The 12259-nt window shown below is 61.3% G+C and carries 13 protein-coding genes; 7 read left to right on the top strand and 6 right to left on the bottom strand.

Features of this window, described 5'->3' with window-relative positions; genetic code table 11:
• Window positions 1-90: 90 nt before the first annotated feature.
• Window positions 91-1182: a calcium:proton antiporter gene (locus J1G18_RS03630; protein WP_098967080.1), complete on the bottom strand. Its 1092-nt coding sequence runs from the start codon at window positions 1180-1182 to the stop codon at window positions 91-93.
• A 287-nt stretch (window positions 1183-1469) separates the two neighbouring features.
• On the opposite strand from J1G18_RS03630, the gene J1G18_RS03635 reads away from it, so the two are divergent.
• The 3 genes from J1G18_RS03635 (at window position 1470) to J1G18_RS03645 (ending at window position 4689) form a co-directional block, all read left to right on the top strand.
• The gene (locus J1G18_RS03635; RefSeq protein ID WP_223007108.1) at window positions 1470-2543 is read left to right on the top strand and encodes a BMP family ABC transporter substrate-binding protein; all 1074 of its coding nucleotides are present in this window, start codon (window positions 1470-1472) and stop codon (window positions 2541-2543) included.
• Between the two features lie 144 nt (window positions 2544-2687).
• Window positions 2688-3653 carry a 2-oxoglutarate and iron-dependent oxygenase domain-containing protein gene (locus tag J1G18_RS03640; protein ID WP_223007109.1) on the top strand — a complete coding sequence of 322 codons (966 nt, stop codon included), beginning with the start codon at window positions 2688-2690 and terminating at the stop codon, window positions 3651-3653.
• Between the two features lie 82 nt (window positions 3654-3735).
• A complete protein-coding gene (locus J1G18_RS03645; RefSeq protein ID WP_003221371.1) occupies window positions 3736-4689 on the top strand; it encodes an adenosine deaminase in 954 nt (317 codons plus the stop codon).
• 118 nt (window positions 4690-4807) lie between these two features.
• Here J1G18_RS03645 and J1G18_RS03650 read toward each other — a convergent pair whose 3' ends face one another.
• The 3 genes from J1G18_RS03650 to J1G18_RS03660 form a co-directional block, all read right to left on the bottom strand.
• Window positions 4808-6190, bottom strand: coding sequence for an MFS transporter (locus tag J1G18_RS03650; RefSeq protein ID WP_139053432.1), 1383 nt, complete (start codon window positions 6188-6190; stop codon window positions 4808-4810).
• 126 nt (window positions 6191-6316) lie between these two features.
• A complete protein-coding gene (locus J1G18_RS03655; RefSeq protein ID WP_097089938.1) occupies window positions 6317-7048 on the bottom strand; it encodes an ArsR/SmtB family transcription factor in 732 nt (243 codons plus the stop codon).
• A gap of 315 nt (window positions 7049-7363) precedes the next feature.
• Window positions 7364-8293 carry a LysR family transcriptional regulator gene (locus J1G18_RS03660; RefSeq protein ID WP_027613634.1) on the bottom strand — a complete coding sequence of 310 codons (930 nt, stop codon included), beginning with the start codon at window positions 8291-8293 and terminating at the stop codon, window positions 7364-7366.
• A gap of 118 nt (window positions 8294-8411) precedes the next feature.
• Here J1G18_RS03660 and J1G18_RS03665 point away from each other — a divergent pair, with 118 nt between their 5' ends.
• The 3 genes from J1G18_RS03665 to J1G18_RS03675 all read left to right on the top strand — a co-directional run bounded on the left by J1G18_RS03665 (window position 8412) and on the right by J1G18_RS03675 (window position 10078).
• Entirely contained in the window at window positions 8412-8705 is a 294-nt protein-coding gene (locus tag J1G18_RS03665; RefSeq protein ID WP_134785373.1) for a putative quinol monooxygenase, read from the top strand.
• A gap of 32 nt (window positions 8706-8737) precedes the next feature.
• Window positions 8738-9751 carry a zinc-binding alcohol dehydrogenase family protein gene (locus tag J1G18_RS03670; RefSeq protein ID WP_210556608.1) on the top strand — a complete coding sequence of 338 codons (1014 nt, stop codon included), beginning with the start codon at window positions 8738-8740 and terminating at the stop codon, window positions 9749-9751.
• 153 nt (window positions 9752-9904) lie between these two features.
• Entirely contained in the window at window positions 9905-10078 is a 174-nt protein-coding gene (locus J1G18_RS03675; protein WP_166496092.1) for a hypothetical protein, read from the top strand.
• 5 nt (window positions 10079-10083) lie between these two features.
• Here the strand turns inward: J1G18_RS03675 and J1G18_RS03680 are convergent, their stop codons facing one another.
• Window positions 10084-11286, bottom strand: coding sequence for a multidrug effflux MFS transporter (locus J1G18_RS03680; protein WP_027613631.1), 1203 nt, complete (start codon window positions 11284-11286; stop codon window positions 10084-10086).
• 233 nt (window positions 11287-11519) lie between these two features.
• Window positions 11520-11720 (bottom strand): heavy-metal-associated domain-containing protein, encoded by a 201-nt coding sequence (locus J1G18_RS03685; RefSeq protein WP_096794848.1) that lies wholly within the window; start codon window positions 11718-11720, stop codon window positions 11520-11522.
• Between the two features lie 148 nt (window positions 11721-11868).
• On the opposite strand from J1G18_RS03685, the gene J1G18_RS03690 reads away from it, so the two are divergent.
• Complete coding sequence (locus J1G18_RS03690) at window positions 11869-12252, top strand: hypothetical protein (RefSeq protein WP_103484571.1); 384 nt, start codon at window positions 11869-11871, stop codon at window positions 12250-12252.
• The last annotated feature ends 7 nt before the right edge of the window (window positions 12253-12259 follow it).

Below are 12259 nucleotides of genomic sequence, written 5' to 3' on the forward strand. Positions count from 1 at the left end.
CGCGAAAGCGGTGTGTCAGGCAGGCTAAATCTGAATGACACACCGCTTTCGCGAGCAAGCCCGCTCCCACATTTGGATTTGTGTATGTCCTTAAAGGCCCAGCAGGGAGAGCATGATAAACGTCGCAAACAGCACAAAGTGAGTCATGCCTTCGATGGCATTGGTCTCGCCGTCATTCAGGTTGATCGCACTGACAATCAGCGTGATGAAGATCATCACCGTCTGCACCGGGGTCATCGCCATTTGAAACGGCTGACCGGTGTACAGCGCCATCGCTTCCATCACCGGCACGGTGAGGATCACCGTCGACAGTGACGCGCCCATCGCAATGTTCACCACCGATTGCATGCGGTTGGCCAACGCGGCACGCAACGCCGTCAGGATCTCCGGCGCCGCGGAAATCGCCGCCACCAGAATCGCCGTGATCACCGGCGGTGCACCGGTACCTTCCAGGCCCAGATCGAGGGTCTTGGACATCACTTCGGCCAGTGCGCCGATCACCACCACGCCGAACACCAGAATGCCGATCGACCAGGTCAGGCTCAGCGGTTTCGGTTCATCTTCCACCGGCTCTTTCTTGCGGCGTTTGTCCGGATAGCTGTAGCTGAAAAAATAACTGTGCGGCCCGACCTGCATGCGCAGGAACAGCGCGTAAAGCACCACCATCGCACCGATGGTGAACGCTGAATAAATCTTCCAGTTGGCCGCCGGAATAAACTCCGGCACCACCATCGATACGCCCATGGCGGTGAGGATCATCACGCTGTAGCTGCGTGCCGAATCATCGTTGTACGACTGCTCGCCGTGCTTGAGCCCGCCCATCAACGCGGCGAGGCCGAGGATGCCGTTGATGTCGAGCATCACCGCCGAATAGATCGTGTCCCGCACCAGCGTGGCGGACGCCTCGTTGCTCATCATGATCGCCAGGATCACCACTTCCACCAGCACCGCAGCGAGGGTCAGGATCATCGTGCCGTAGGGGTCGCCGACTTTTTCTGCGAGCAGTTCGGCATGATGGGCGACGCGCATCGAGGCGGCGACGATGAAGGCGATCAGCACCAGACCGCAGACCAGCGCGACGATCTGGCCGCTGTGGAGCATCCAGTGTTCCAGCGGATAGGCGATGCACGCGGCAATCACCGCCAGCAGCAGAAAGCTTTCTTGCTTGAGGATCGTGAGCATGGCGGGCCTTTTTGCCGAGAGATTCGAATGAGCTACTGACTGCGGCGCGGCGCTAACGTTTCGTTACACCTTAGCGCACCAACCGATTGCAGCGGGTTTCAGGCATGCACTTTTATCGTTCCTGCCGGCCTCTTCGCGAGCAAGCCCGCTCCCACAGGGAATCGCATTCCAATGTGGGAGCGGGCTTGCTCGCGAAGGCCGCGCCTCGGTTTCGGATTGTTTGTTGTCCTGTTGGTCAGCAATTTGCATTGCCCCTGACCACACACAACAAAATGGAGCTCCAATTCATGCAAATACGTCCGCTGCACAAACTGCTGTGCGCCGCCATCGGTCTGGGGATCAGCCTGAGCGCCAGCGCTGCCGATCCGCTGAAGGTCGGTTTCGTCTACATCGGCCCGATCGGCGACCACGGCTGGACGTATCAGCATGAACAGGGGCGCAAGGCACTGGCGGAGAAATTCGGCGCGCAGATCAGCACCAATTACGTCGAGAACGTGGCCGAGGGCGCCGACGCCGAGCGGGTGATCCGCAACATGGCCAAGGACAACTACGACCTGATCTTCACCACCTCGTTCGGCTACATGAACCCGACGCTGAAAGTCGCCAAACAGTTTCCCAAGGTCACCTTCGAACACGCCACCGGCTACAAGCAGGACAAGAACCTCGGCACCTATCTCGCGCGCACCTACGAGGGTCGTTATGTCGGCGGTTTTCTCGCGGCGAAGATGACCAAGAGCAAGAAGATCGGCTACGTCGCCTCGTTCCCGATTCCGGAAGTGATCCGCGATATCAACGCCATCCAGCTGGCGCTGAACAAGTACAACCCTGGCACCGAGATCAAAGTGGTGTGGGTCAACTCGTGGTTTGACCCGGGCAAGGAAGCCGACGCCGCCAACGCCCTGATCGATCAGGGTGTGGACGTAGTGTTCCAGCACACCGACAGCCCGGCGCCGATTCAGGCCGCCGAACGGCGTGGCGTGTACGCCGTGGGTTACGCCTCGGACATGGCGCACTTCGGCCCGAAAGCGGTGCTGACTTCGATCGTCAACGACTGGGCACCGCACTACATTCAGGCCACGCAAAGCGTGATCGACCACAGCTGGAAATCCCAGGACTACTGGGGCGGGCTGAAGGAAGGCACGGTTGAACTGCCGATCAGCGATCTGGTACCGGCACCAGTGAAAGCCGAGGCCGAGCAGATCATTGCCGACATCAAGAGCGGTAAGTTGCAACCGTTCACCGGGCCGATCAAGGATCAGGCCGGCGTGGAGAAAATCCCTGCTGGGGTGAGCGCAACCAATGCCGAATTGGCGTCGATGAACTATTACGTGGAAGGGATGAAGGCCGAGATGCCGAAGTAATTCCGGCCCCACCACCATTCCCCTGTGGGAGCGGGCTTGCTCGCGAAAGCGGTGTATCAGCCAACGCATGTGCCGACTGACACGGCCCCTTCGCGAGCAAGCCCGCTCCCACATTTGGATCTTCAGTGTTCTCAAGGATTGTGTATGGATCAGCTCCCGATCATCGACATCAGCCCGCTCTATAACGACGACCAAAACGCCTGGCCCGCCGTCGCCGCACAGATCGACCAGGCCTGCCGCGAATGGGGCTTTTTCTACATCAAGGGCCACCCGATTTCCGCACAGCGCATCGACTCGCTGCTCGACCACGCCCAGCGTTTTTTTGCGCAACCGACCGAAGAAAAACTCAGGATCGACATCACCCAGACCCGCCACCATCGCGGCTATGGCGCTATCGCCACCGAACAGCTCGACCCGGACAAACCCAGCGACCTCAAGGAAACCTTCGACATGGGCCTGCACTTGCCGGCGGATCATCCCGACGTGCTCGCGGAAAAACCGCTGCGCGGGCCGAATCGTCATCCGGCACAAGCAGGCTGGGAAGCGCTGATGGAGCAGCACTACCTCGACATGCAGGCCCTCGCGCAAACCTTGCTGCGGGCGATGACGATTGCGCTGGGGATCGAACGCGACTTCTTCGATTCGCGCTTCGTTGAGCCGGTCAGCGTACTGCGGATGATCCACTACCCACCACGCCACACCGCCAGCAGCGCCGAACAGCAAGGCGCCGGAGCGCACACCGATTACGGCTGCATCACCCTGCTCTACCAGGACAGCGCCGGCGGCCTGCAAGTGAAGAACATCAACGGTGAATGGATCGACGCGCCACCGATTGACGACACCTTCGTGGTCAACCTCGGCGACATGATGGCGCGCTGGAGCAATGACCGTTATCGCTCGACCCCGCATCGGGTGATCAGCCCGCTGGGGGTGGATCGCTATTCGATGCCGTTCTTCGCCGAGCCGCACCCGGACACCCGCATCGAATGCCTTCCCGGTTGCCAGGACGCACAGCATCCGGCGAAATATCCGACCACCACCTGCGCCGGATTCCTGCTGTCGCGCTTCGCCGATACCTACGCCTATCGGCGCGAGCCGCAAGCGGTGTGATGGATCGCTTGGTCAGGTTTTGCCAATTGTTTCGGCGCGCATCTGTAGAATGGCTGCCATCTGCACCTGATGAGAAAAGAATATGTACGATTGGCTCAACGCCCTGCCCAAGGCCGAACTGCACCTGCATCTGGAAGGCTCGCTGGAGCCTGAGTTGCTGTTCGCCCTGGCCGAACGCAACAAGATCGCCCTGCCGTGGAGCGATGTCGAAACCCTGCGCAAGGCCTACGCCTTCAACAACCTGCAGGAATTCCTCGACCTGTATTACCAGGGCGCCGACGTGCTGCGCACCTCGCAGGACTTCTACGACCTGACCTGGGCCTACCTGCTGCGCTGCAAAGCGCAGAACGTGATTCACACCGAACCGTTCTTCGACCCGCAGACCCACACCGACCGGGGCATCCCGTTCGAAGTGGTGCTCAACGGCATCGCTGCGGCACTCAAGGATGGCGAACAGCAACTGGGCATCACCAGCGGTTTGATCCTGAGCTTCCTGCGCCACCTGAGCGAAGACGAAGCACAGAAAACCCTCGATCAGGCGCTGCCGTTCCGTGATGCGTTTGTCGCGGTCGGCCTCGACAGCTCGGAGATGGGTCACCCGCCAAGCAAGTTCCAGCGTGTGTTCGACCGCGCCCGCCACGAGGGTTTCCTGACCGTCGCCCACGCCGGTGAAGAAGGCCCGCCGGAGTACATCTGGGAAGCCATCGACCTGCTGAAGATCCAGCGTATCGACCATGGCGTACGCGCCATCGAAGACGAGCGCCTGATGCAGCGGATCATCGACGAGCAGATCCCGTTGACCGTGTGCCCGCTGTCGAACACCAAGCTCTGCGTGTTCGATCACATGTCGCAGCACAACATCCTCGACATGCTCGAACGTGGGGTGAAGGTCACCGTCAACTCCGACGACCCGGCGTACTTCGGCGGCTACGTCACCGAGAACTTCCATGCGCTGCATGAACACCTGGGCATGACCCAGGATCAGGCCAAGCGCCTGGCGCAGAACAGCCTGGATGCGCGTCTGGTAAAACCGTAAGTACAAAGCAAATCCCCTGTGGGAGCGGGCTTGCTCGCGAAAGCGGTGTGTCAGTCGACATATTGGTTGAATGACACACCGCCTTCGCGAGCAAGCCCGCTCCCACAGGGTGCTGTGTTCAGCCAGCGATCTCTGCTTCAGTCAGCTCTTCCAGCGTCTTGCCCCGCGTCTCCATCCCGAACAGCCACACCACCCCCGCCGCAATCGCAAAGCACAGCGCGCCCAGCGCAAACACCCCGCCCTGCCCGGTAATCGGGAACACCAGCCCGGTCACCAGCGGCCCGAGCAACGAGCCGACACGGCCAATCGCCGAGGCAAAGCCCGAGCCTGTCGCCCGCGCCGAAGTCGGGTACAACTCCGGCGTGTAGGTGTAGAGCACCGCCCACATGCCGAACAGGAAAAACTGCATCAGCAGCCCCGAGCTGATCAGCAACGCGACGTTGCCGCCGAACACCGCACTCTGCCCGTAGAGAAACGCCATCACCCCGCCGCCGAGCAACGTCACGATGCACACCGGTTTGCGCCCCCAGCGTTCCACCAGCCACGCCGCCATCAGAAACCCGGGAATCCCGCCCAGCGATATCAGCACGGTGTAATACACCGACTGGGTCACGGCGAAACCCGACTGTTGCAACAACGCACTGAGCCACGATGTCAGCCCATAGAAACCGAGCAAAGCGAAAAACCACAGGCTCCAGATCATCGTGGTGCGCTGGCGATATTGCGGCGACCAGATCTGCTTGAGCGCCGAGAAGAAGTTGCCCGGCGGCGTCACTGTTCTTGGCAGGCGCACCGGCTCCGGCAGCGTCGCCCCCCCGAGCGACGTGCGCACGCGCGCCTCTATTGCGCTCAGGACCTTGTCCGCCGCCTCATGGCGTCCGGCTTGCTCCAGCCAGCGCGGTGATTCGGGGATAAAGAAACGGATCGCCAGCACAAACACCGCCGGCACCGCCAACACCAGGAAGATATCGCGCCAGCCAATCAACGGCAGCAGAAAGTACGACAGCACCCCGGCGGCAACGAAACCCAGCGGCCAGAAACCGTCCATCAATGCAATGTAGCGCCCGCGCCGCTGCGCCGGGATCAACTCCGAAAGCATCGACTGTGCAATCGGAAACTCCATGCCCATGCCGATCCCCAGCAGGATCCGGAACAGCGTCAGGCTCTCGACCGTTTGCGCGGTCGAACACAGATAACTGGCCACGCCCCACAACACGATGCTCCACTGAAACACCGGTTTGCGCCCGAAGCGGTCGGCGAGCATGCCCGACAGGGACGCCCCCAGCACCATGCCGAAAAAGCTCGAACTGGCGAGCAGGCCAGCCTGTGCACTGCTCAAGCCGAACTCGGTTTTGATCGAGCCGAGCAGGAACGTCATCATGGCCAGGTCCATGGAGTCGAAAAAGAACGCCAGGGCAATGATGATGAAAATGACCCGGTGATAACCGCTGAGCGGCAGCCGTTCCAGGCGTTCTGCCGCGCTGAAGTTTCGCGTATCCATGCCCATCCCCTCCGCAATGTGTGCGGATCGAGTGTGCGCGATAACGCCTCAGCGCTTTTTCTGGATACGACCTGTTCGCAGTCACAGGCGACGCCAGCGTCGAAGTGTCGGCCGGCGAACGCTCTATTACGCCAATTCCAGCTCGGTTTCCTTGGCGAACCGCTGGATTTCCCGCTGCCCGGCCGGGGTCACTTGCAAGGCTCGGGAGTCCTTGGGCAGCACCAGCCAGCCGGACTGCATGAACAGCTGCAGCACCGCCGCGCCGAGTGAACCGCCCAGGTGCGGGCGACGTTCACTCCAGTCCGGACAGGCGCACGCCACCTGAGCCTTGCGATGAGCGAGGGCCTGGATGAACACACCGCGGTTGGCCAGTTGCGTCGAGCCTTTGAGGGTCACCACGACCCGCTGCTCGATCTGTTCGAGCCAGCCGGCATCGAGCAGACGCTGATACAGATCGGCGGCCAGCGTGCCACCCAAATGATCATCGCAAAAGCGCGCACGCAGCAGTGAAGACGGCGCAGTCCGGGGATTGGCGCTCGGTGCCGAGCGTTTGAATACGTGAGGAATTTCCCGCGGTGCGCTGGCGATCGTGGCACTGGCCAGCGCTTCGATGGCCGCCGCGATCTCCGGGGCTGCCAGACGGAAAAAGCGCTTGCGCCCACGGACCTCGACTTTCAACAGGCCCCCGGCGGACAAACGCCCCAGATGCGCACTGGCCGAAGATGGCGACAACCCTGCCAGCAGCGCCAGCTCTTCGGTCTGGCGTGCCGAGCCATCCATCAACGCCCACATCATCGCACTGCGCTTGGGGTCGGCCAGCAGCGTGGCGATCTGGCTGATGCAAGGTGCATGTTCCATGTATTCACTCCCTGTTGAATCGTATCGTCTACTGCTCGAAGACATCTTGACCAGTAATGGGTCATCGGCCAAGACGGGTAAAACGCCATGAACCGGAGCAAGCCAGGCCGGTGCTGCGGCACCCGTCAATGGAGTGTCCGCGGCGTTTGTGCAGCGCTCGCCCGGCTCTGAAAAACCGGCCGGATTCAGTCCTGACCGGTTATCGGTGCAGGTTTGAGGCGGTCGCTAGTATAAGCGGGATGCACGCTGCTTCCTGCGCCGTGGCTGACACGAATGGTGATAGTTCCTGAGTGAAATTTCGCTAATTGCCTGCGACTAATGATCAACTTTCGGGAAATGGGGAAATTGACTACTCAATTCGGCGCATCGGCTGGCGAGCATCTCCCTCAAAAGGTTCACCGGCTTACTCAATTGTGCGCGATGGGCGCACAACAGATTCAGCGGAGCACGCTCACAGAGCAGCTCTGGCAGCAACACTTTGAGGCGCCCGGCGAGCACATCCGTGCCGACATCGAGCCACGATTTGTAGGCGATGCCCGCCCCCGCCACCGCCCACAACCGGACGACGTCGGCGTCATCACTGAAGCGATCACCACTGACCGTCAGCCCGACTTCACGTTTGCCGTCATGAAAACTCCAATGGTCGTGCACGCGGCTGCCGAGCATGTACAGCAGGCAATTGTGCTGCGCCAGTTGTTCGAGCTGACGCGGTTCGCCGTGGCGCGCCAGGTACGCCGGCGATGCGCAGAGCACGCGGCGATTGTCCGGAGCGATGGGCAGGGCCACCAGGCTCGAATCCTCGGGTTCGCCATAACGCAGGGCGATGTCCACCGGCTGGCGGAACAGGTCGGCGATCCGGTCACCGAGCAGCAGGCGCACGGTCAGCTTCGGATGCTCGCGCTGAAACTCGTCGAGCCATGGCAACAACAGGTTGCGCCCGAAATCCGAAGGCGCCGACAACTGCAGGATGCCGCTGACCTGATCCTGCGCGCTGGAGAGAAATCGCCGGCCTTCGTCCAGCGAACTCAACGCGGCCCGCGCGTATTCGAGGAAGCCTTCGCCCTCGGCGGTCAGACGCAGGCTGCGGGTCGAGCGCGCCAGCAAACGCACGCCCAGTTGCTGTTCGATGCGTTTGAGCGCGGCGCTGGCCACTGCCGCGGACATGTCCATCACCCGCGCCGCTGCCGACAGACTGCCCAGATCCGCCGCGCGAACGAACAACTGCAAATCGTCGAAACGCAGCATTCTCAGCCTCGATTATCAAAAAAACATTGAAAGAGACTGCTCTTTTAGCCGGTTTTATCGCGCCGAGAAATAGCCAATGATGGGTTCAAGCAAATTTATCCCGCGACTGGAGCCGCACATGTCCCAAGCATTCACCGCCATCGCCACCCTGATCGCCAAACCCGGCCAGCAGGACACCCTCGAAAACGCCCTGCGCGCACTGGTTGAGCCGAGTCGCGCCGAAGAAGGCTGCAGCCAGTACGACCTGCACCGCGACCTCGCCGATCCGCTGACCTTTTATGTGATCGAACACTGGGCCAGCGAGGAAATCCTTTCGGCGCACAACGCCAGCGCGCATTTTCAGAACTTCCAGGCCGCCGCCGGCCACTGCATCGATCACTTCCAATTGAAACGTCTGGGCGCCATCGCCTGAGCCCTTCTTCTATTACCGTTACGGAGCAAGTCATGAAAGCCATTGCCTATTACGCCTCCCTGCCGATCAGCGACGAAAAATCCCTGCAAGACATCGAACTGCCGGAGCCGGTCGCCGGCCCGCGCGACCTGCTGGTGGAAGTCAAAGCCATCTCGGTCAACCCGGTCGACACCAAAGTGCGGCAGAACGTGGCGCCGGAAAACGGCGCAGCAAAAGTGCTGGGCTGGGACGTCGCCGGTGTGGTCAAAGCCGTCGGCAGTGAAGTGACGCTGTTCAAGGCCGGCGACAAAGTGTTTTACGCTGGCTCCATCGCCCGTGCCGGTGGCAACAGCGAGCTGCACGTGGTCGATGAGCGCATTGTTGGCCACATGCCCAAATCCCTCGGTTTTGCCGAAGCCGCCGCGCTGCCGCTGACCGCGATCACCGCGTGGGAACTGCTGTTCGAACGCCTGCAGATCCTTGAGGGCAAGACCGAAGAAGGTCAAAGCCTGCTGATCGTCGGCGCCGCTGGCGGCGTCGGTTCGATCCTCACCCAACTGGCCAGCCAGTTGACCGGCCTGAAGGTCATCGGCACCGCGTCCCGTGCACAGACTCGCGACTGGGTGACCGAGCTGGGTGCCGACCTGGTGATCGACCACAGCCAGCCGTTGAGCGAGGAACTGAAACGCGCCGGCATCGATCACGTGACCCACGTCGCCAGCCTGACCCAGACCGATCTGCACCTGGAGCAACTGGTCGAGGCGTTGGCCCCGCAAGGCAAACTCGCGCTGATCGACGATCCGAAGTCGCTGGACGTGAGCCAGCTCAAGCGCAAGAGCCTGTCGCTGCACTGGGAATTCATGTACACCCGCTCGCTGTTCGAAACACCGGACATGATCGAGCAACACAAACTGCTCAACCGCGTGGCCGAGCTGATTGATGCGGGGACGTTGAAGACCACCGTCGGCGAGCATTTCGGCACGATCAACGCGGCGAACCTGCGCCGGGCGCATGAGCTGCTGGAAAGCGGCAAGGCCAAGGGCAAAATTGTTTTAGAAAGTTTCTGAAAACCCGGACGTCGTAATCAGCGCCAGCCCTTTCAAGGGCTGGCGCTATTTTTTGCCGTCAGTCAGATGCTTGATCGTTGTCACAAATCCGATCGTATTCAGGTCTACACTCGAAGCCTCTGCGATGCATCTTTTACACAAGGGAGGTCAGTAATGAAGATCCTGATAAAAGAAGTGGCAAAGTCCCAATGGCAGGTTCGCCTGGACCAGCACGCCGTGACCTTTCGCAGTGAAGCCGAGGCGCTCGCCTTCACCCGCACCCTCGAAGCGCGCCTGCACGCGCCCCATCGGATTCCCGACCCCGGACAGCAACGCGCCGTCGGCTGAGGCAGTCAGGCTTCGGCCTGTGCTTGCGCCAACGCCCGGGCATTCTGCAAATGCCGGGTGTACATCGCGACGCTCACCACCAGCAACCCGCACAGGCTGATGACCATGGCCATCGGCATGGCGCTGCCATCGTGCAGAACGCCCACCAGCGAAGCCGCGCCGGAAGCCACGCTGAACTGCAGGCAGCCCATCAGTGCCGACGCACTACCGGCACGCGCACCCTGGCCGTTCATTGCACACGCCGCTGCGTTGGGCAGGATGCAGCCGAGGCTGGCGATACACACGAACAACGGGATCAACAGCGGCCACAACGCTTCGGTGTGCAGCGAGCTGACCGCGAGCAAAGAAACCCCGGCCAGCAGATACACCCACACCGCCCGTGCCAGCAGAAACGCCGGACCGCGCTTGGCCAATAGCCGCGCATTGACCTGAGCCACCAGAATGAAACCCGCCGCATTGGTGCCGAACAGCCAGCCGAAATGCTCGGCCGGTACGCCGTAGAGCTTGATGAAGACGAACGGCGAACCGGCGATATAGGAAAACATCCCGGCGACCGCAATCCCACCGGTCAGGGCGTGTCCGAGAAACACCCGGTCGCCGAACAACCGGCCGTATTGGCGCAACGCACCGGACAATGGCTGGCGCGGCACATGGGCCGGCAGACTTTCCGGCAGCCCCAACGCCACAGCGAGGCCGGCCAGTGCGCTGAAGCCCGTCAGTGCGAGGAAGATCGACTGCCAGCCCGTGGTGTTGACCAGCAGACCGCCGAGCAACGGCGCGAGAATCGGCGCCAGCCCCATCACCAGCATCAGTTGCGAAAAGACTTTCGCCGAACCAACCGCATCGCACTTATCACTGACCACCGCCCGGGAAATCACCATCCCCGCGCAGCCGCCCAGCGCCTGAACGAAACGCGCACCGATCAGCCATTCCAGATTCGGTGCGTAGGCACAGGCCAGCGAGGCCAGGGTGAACAGGCCGACACCGACCAACAGCGGCAGGCGCCGCCCAAACCGGTCGGCCACCGGGCCATACAGCAACTGCCCGATCGACAGACCGGCGAAATAGGCCGCCAGGGTCAATTGCACATGCTTTTCATCAGTGCCAAAGGCCAGCGCCATCGACGGGAACGCCGGCAAATAGAAGTCGATCGCCAGCGGACCGAAGGCGCTCAGGGCACCGAGAATCAGAATGGTACGGAAGTTCATCAGGCATCCAGGTGGGATAGAAGTCGGCAGCCCGACAGTCTAGCCGCGCTGAGACACCTTGAACATTCCGATAGCTCGCTAACTATTAGAAATCAGATGACCTACACCTGAAACCTGTGGCGAGAGAGCTTGCTCCCGCTGGACTGCGCAGCACGCCGAGTGTTTTTCAATTGAAAAAAAGGGCCGCTTCGCGACCCGGCGGGAGCAAGCTCCCTCGCCACAGGGATTTATCGTTATCCGGCGAGTTTTACCGGGTAGCCCTCTTCGCTGATCACCTCGATCACCTGCTCGGCACTCAGCGAACTCTCGACACCAACTTCTTTAGCCGCCAGATCGACCCGTACGCTGGCCGCCGGATCCTTCGCCTGCACGGCGTTGGTGATGGCTTTGACACAGTGGCCGCAGGACATGCCTTGAACGTTGAACACTTGCATGGATGGACTCCTTTGAGTGAGGTTGCCCGCAGTGTCGAGCTTGCCACCATGGCAAGGTCAAGTTCTGCAGAAAACTGCCGGGCTGGCAATCGGCGTCGCGCTCAGCCAAGCTGCGTGCATCAATGACTCAAATTCAGGAGATTCAGCCATGCGCTGGTCAGCTTTCAGCCTGTTTGGCTTGCTCAGCCTCTTTGCCGCCCTGCCCCAGGCCAACGCGACCGGTGAGGACTACGCCGTTCTGATCATCTCGCGCGAGCGCCTGGAAGTGCCGACTCCCTGCGAGATTGGCGTGTACGTCAATGATCAACTCGCTGGGCGCCTGCTGCAGGAACAAACCACTTCGTTCAACCTGCCCCACGGGACGATTTCCATCCGTCTGAAACAATTGCCTGGCCAGGTGCCGGGTTGCCAGGCAGGCATGCTGGCACCGCCGGCGCAGGAGATCTCGCTCAAGGCCGGCGATGTGGTGAAGTACCGGATCGCGGCAAATGCCAAAGGCTTGTACCTGCGACCTGCCGCCCTCGAATACTAAGCAAAAC

The sequence above is a fragment of the Pseudomonas sp. MIS38 genome, assembly GCF_019891575.1.
GTDB classification, from domain to species: Bacteria; Pseudomonadota; Gammaproteobacteria; order Pseudomonadales; family Pseudomonadaceae; genus Aquipseudomonas; species Aquipseudomonas putida_A.

Bases quoted from the DNA above. Each gene is read 5' to 3' on its own strand.
- J1G18_RS03670 (WP_210556608.1), top strand. From the start codon at position 8,738: ATGAAAGCCATTGCCTATTACGCCTCCCTGCCGATCAGCGACGAAAAA.
- J1G18_RS03665 (WP_134785373.1), top strand. From the start codon at position 8,412: ATGTCCCAAGCATTCACCGCCATCGCCACCCTGATCGCCAAACCCGGC.
- J1G18_RS03655 (WP_097089938.1), bottom strand. From the start codon at position 7,048: ATGGAACATGCACCTTGCATCAGCCAGATCGCCACGCTGCTGGCCGAC.
- J1G18_RS03645 (WP_003221371.1), top strand. From the start codon at position 3,736: ATGTACGATTGGCTCAACGCCCTGCCCAAGGCCGAACTGCACCTGCAT.
- J1G18_RS03680 (WP_027613631.1), bottom strand. From the start codon at position 11,286: ATGAACTTCCGTACCATTCTGATTCTCGGTGCCCTGAGCGCCTTCGGT.
- J1G18_RS03630 (WP_098967080.1), bottom strand. From the start codon at position 1,182: ATGCTCACGATCCTCAAGCAAGAAAGCTTTCTGCTGCTGGCGGTGATT.
- J1G18_RS03635 (WP_223007108.1), top strand. From the start codon at position 1,470: ATGCAAATACGTCCGCTGCACAAACTGCTGTGCGCCGCCATCGGTCTG.
- J1G18_RS03660 (WP_027613634.1), bottom strand. From the start codon at position 8,293: ATGCTGCGTTTCGACGATTTGCAGTTGTTCGTTCGCGCGGCGGATCTG.
- J1G18_RS03640 (WP_223007109.1), top strand. From the start codon at position 2,688: ATGGATCAGCTCCCGATCATCGACATCAGCCCGCTCTATAACGACGAC.
- J1G18_RS03690 (WP_103484571.1), top strand. From the start codon at position 11,869: ATGCGCTGGTCAGCTTTCAGCCTGTTTGGCTTGCTCAGCCTCTTTGCC.
- J1G18_RS03675 (WP_166496092.1), top strand. From the start codon at position 9,905: ATGAAGATCCTGATAAAAGAAGTGGCAAAGTCCCAATGGCAGGTTCGC.
- J1G18_RS03650 (WP_139053432.1), bottom strand. From the start codon at position 6,190: ATGGATACGCGAAACTTCAGCGCGGCAGAACGCCTGGAACGGCTGCCG.
- J1G18_RS03685 (WP_096794848.1), bottom strand. From the start codon at position 11,720: ATGCAAGTGTTCAACGTTCAAGGCATGTCCTGCGGCCACTGTGTCAAA.